Raw genomic sequence first — 3278 nt, 5'->3', positions numbered from 1 at the left:
GCTGTGGAATGGATTAGTGAGCATAACTGTGTTCTTTTAAAAGCCGCTTAAGCGGCTTTTTTATTTGGATAAAGACGCAGAATGCTTTACGCGAATTTTCCCAACTATTAATAATCCAAGAGGGTAAAATAGTCCAAATAGCAGACTGTACGGAATCCACGTATCTCTGTCCCACGTTTGTTCATATGGAATGCTTGGATACAYGATAAGTGAAAATGTAACGGCAATAATGCCTAGCGGAAGAGTTAAAACTCGGTAGTTTTTTAATTCAAGAATTTGAGCGAGTCCAGAAACGGTCGCATAATAGTAGAGAGATGTTTTAAAATAAAGAGATAAAAACCACATAATAGCCATAATTACTTCAATGTTTTTTAGAAAATCCGCAACTTCGATCCGTCTTGCAAGCTCATAGCTTGGATATAAAGCAATACGTGTATACGTATTTCCAAGTACAAGAATGCCAAGCAATAAAATAATAATCATAATGCCTCCGCCGATTAAGCTTCCCGTAAAAAAAGCCCGGTTCCGCTGGTCTGGTTCCGCTACGTGAGCAGGGAAAACGGTTAGCAATACAATAAAAGTGAGAGACGTAATGCTTGTAAATACCAGAATAGATCTGATAATAGGCTTAACGCCTACCTCTAACAAAGGCTGCAAATTCTCATAATGAATTTGAGGGAAGATCGAAAAAACTAAGATTAAGAACGGAATAACAAACCAAGGAAAGAGAATTTCAGCACAGCGGGCAATCGTTTCAATGCCAAGCCGAACGCCGACAATCACAATTCCCATAAACAAAATATGAACAGCAAGCATAGGTGTTTGAATAATAATGCGAGTTGTTAGAAACGAGCCCACGTAAAACAAAACTTGACTGCAAAAAAGAAGAGTAGAAGCGACAAATAAAAGAGAGACAAACTTTCCTAGCCACTTTCCTAAAATGGCTTCGTTTAGTTCTATCAGGGTTTTATTCGGATAAAGGCTAGAGAGTTTGATATACATCCATACCAGTAAAACGCCTACACCTACGCCTAAAATAGCTGGAATCCATGCCTCTTGTTTAGAATCAGCGGTTAAGCTTCCAGGCACGACTAAAATAGTATCGCCTAAACTATAAAAAATGACGAGTATTCGAAACTGTGCTGCGGATAATTTCATCTGACGATGCAAGTTGTTCACTTCCTTTTACTTCAACAGACTGAACAAAAAATCACTAAAAGGTTTTAATAAAAAAGCAATGCCGTCCCCGGGGTTGGGGATTTCAACACCGCCGTATTTTAAACTAACAATCAAAATACTTACTGTGAACAAACTCCAAAACATTCGCTTTTCTTTTTTACTGTTCACTTTTTTTAAATAAGGTATTTCTACTAAACAAACAGCTGCACAAAGTAAAAAAATCCCTAAAAATATAAGCATGTATCAACCTCAATTAGTAACCCTTTAAAAATGATGAAGGGATGTTAAAGACGCCTGTGTTTCAAAGATAGTATGATCCAAAAAGGTTTCATTTATGAAAAGTAAGGCTAAAGGCAGGGCAAAACCGTGTTATAATGACCAAGTTGAGCGTTATAATAGAAAAAACATCATGATTACAAACAAGTAGATACATAACAAGGTAAGGATGGGAGAGAGATATATGGCAGATGAGCTCAAAAAAATGCTAGATGACAAAGAAAAGGTGCAGCTTATTATCGCCGCTGTTGTCATGCTTGRAGGCCTGGTCGTTTTGTTAAAAAGTGTTGCAACAGGGCAGGCCATGGGTCAAAAATGGCTCGAAAGTCAAGGGAACGCAGACACGGATCTGTATCTTGAAACGATAAAAAGCTACATACACCTGTATCAAATTGTGGGTGGCGTCATGTTTGGAGGAGGCCTTCTCACGTTACTTCGTGCTAAACTAAAGAAATAAAGCGTCAGCAAAATAAAAGATCATAGTCCAAAAGAAGTGTCATATCTTTTTAATAACTTAAAAAATAGTGAAAAGGAGTTATGTATGAATAATGAAGAAAATACACCGGCTTATCATCTGTTTATGATGATAGGAGCGCTTGCTATGCTGATTTTTGGTGTTGTCGGTTTCTTTATTCAGTATCCTGCTACGTTAAGTTTTGTGATGTGTATTGGCGGAAGTATCATATTTTTGCTGCATTTATTTGAATATATGAAACCTAAAAATGAACTATAGCATCTTCAAACGAGGAAATCTAGAAGCAAAGGAAGATGAGAAATGCGGAAACACCGTACGTATGAAACGCTAGTTGATCTTTATCAAAAAAGCGCCAAAATTCATTATGAAATCGATTATCGAGATAAAAAATCTGTAAAAAAAGGCAATCGAGCTGCAGAAGATATGAAAAAAATTGCGCAGCTCATTCATTTATACTATCCAGGCATGCTGTTTGAATTTGCAACACTGCTGACGAATCCTACTTATCGAATTGATTTATGGGCTGCACATCATATTTTAGAAATCATGAGCTATTCACCAATGCTTGAGGACAATGCGCTTTCCGTCATTGAACGCTACGCCGATGAAAATGATTTTACAGCTTTAGGAAATCGCATGTGGTTAGATCAGTGGAGAGAAAAACAGCGATAAAACTCGGCTAAGCAAACAAGAATAACCAAAAGGAAGATAGGTATATGAGTTTACGTACATTAAAGAACGGTATAGGCGTCAGCATTCGAGAAGCAGCACCAAAAGACGCAGAGAAAATGATTGCTTTTTACAACCGGGTAGGAGGAGAAAGTGATTTTCTTTCATTTGGAGAAGGTGAGTTTCTTACACCCCTTTCAGAGTACGAACTGTTTTTAGCTTCTGTAAAACAAGAGCAAAATGCTCTTATAATTGTGGCTGAAAAAGAAGAGAAAATCATTAGTATCGCATCCATCACCTCGTCTCAAAACCCGCGTAATAAGCATGTGGGAACCCTCGGTATTGTAGTAGAGAAATCTTATAGCGGGCTAGGGTTAGGCAGACAGCTAATGATTGAGCTGATTGAATGGGCACGTACGAATAAACAAACAAAAAAAATCGAACTTGTGACGCGAGAAGATAACCAAAGAGCTATTTCTTTATACAGGGAGCTAGGGTTTCAAACAGAAGGATTAAAAGAAAAAGACACCTATATAAATGGCGTGTACTATAATACAATGCTTATGGGTCTTCACTTATAAAAAGAGGCTGGGCAAAAGTATATTAAGTGAATGAAAATCCGAACGATGAATCGTTCGGATTTTTTCATTGTTGTAGTGAACGTAGGTTTCATCTAGTT

General features: G+C 37.4%; 6 protein-coding genes. 4 read left to right on the top strand and 2 right to left on the bottom strand.

The window, feature by feature from the left end; translation table 11 throughout:
- Positions 1-60: 60 nt before the first annotated feature.
- Both AC1DRF_RS20540 and AC1DRF_RS20535 read right to left on the bottom strand, forming a co-directional pair.
- Positions 61-1179, bottom strand: a complete 1119-nt coding sequence (locus AC1DRF_RS20540; protein ID WP_477741547.1) for a GerAB/ArcD/ProY family transporter — start codon at positions 1177-1179, stop codon at positions 61-63.
- Positions 1180-1185: 6 nt separating this feature from the next.
- Positions 1186-1419, bottom strand: coding sequence for a hypothetical protein (locus AC1DRF_RS20535; RefSeq protein WP_043981449.1), 234 nt, complete (start codon positions 1417-1419; stop codon positions 1186-1188).
- Positions 1420-1639: 220 nt separating this feature from the next.
- On the opposite strand from AC1DRF_RS20535, the gene AC1DRF_RS20530 reads away from it, so the two are divergent.
- The 4 genes from AC1DRF_RS20530 (at position 1640) to AC1DRF_RS20515 (ending at position 3180) form a co-directional block, all read left to right on the top strand.
- Positions 1640-1912, top strand: a complete 273-nt coding sequence (locus tag AC1DRF_RS20530) for a hypothetical protein (protein WP_477741546.1) — start codon at positions 1640-1642, stop codon at positions 1910-1912.
- An 84-nt stretch (positions 1913-1996) separates the two neighbouring features.
- Positions 1997-2188, top strand: coding sequence for a hypothetical protein (locus tag AC1DRF_RS20525; RefSeq protein ID WP_014459359.1), 192 nt, complete (start codon positions 1997-1999; stop codon positions 2186-2188).
- A 42-nt stretch (positions 2189-2230) separates the two neighbouring features.
- Complete coding sequence (locus AC1DRF_RS20520) at positions 2231-2602, top strand: hypothetical protein (RefSeq protein ID WP_013057801.1); 372 nt, start codon at positions 2231-2233, stop codon at positions 2600-2602.
- Between the two features lie 44 nt (positions 2603-2646).
- Positions 2647-3180, top strand: a complete 534-nt coding sequence (locus AC1DRF_RS20515; RefSeq protein WP_230183430.1) for a GNAT family N-acetyltransferase — start codon at positions 2647-2649, stop codon at positions 3178-3180.
- Positions 3181-3278 lie beyond the last annotated feature (98 nt).

Source organism: Priestia sp. P5_B4 (assembly GCF_056400385.1).
The sequence above is the reverse complement of the archived record's forward strand: the minus strand, read 5'-3'. Positions and strand labels throughout refer to the sequence as shown.

What these genes read in the sequence shown, in the direction of transcription:
- AC1DRF_RS20535 (WP_043981449.1), bottom strand. Translation starts at nt 1,419, where the DNA reads ATGCTTATATTTTTAGGGATTTTTTTACTTTGTGCAGCTGTTTGTTTA.
- AC1DRF_RS20525 (WP_014459359.1), top strand. Translation starts at nt 1,997, where the DNA reads ATGAATAATGAAGAAAATACACCGGCTTATCATCTGTTTATGATGATA.
- AC1DRF_RS20520 (WP_013057801.1), top strand. Translation starts at nt 2,231, where the DNA reads ATGCGGAAACACCGTACGTATGAAACGCTAGTTGATCTTTATCAAAAA.
- AC1DRF_RS20515 (WP_230183430.1), top strand. Translation starts at nt 2,647, where the DNA reads ATGAGTTTACGTACATTAAAGAACGGTATAGGCGTCAGCATTCGAGAA.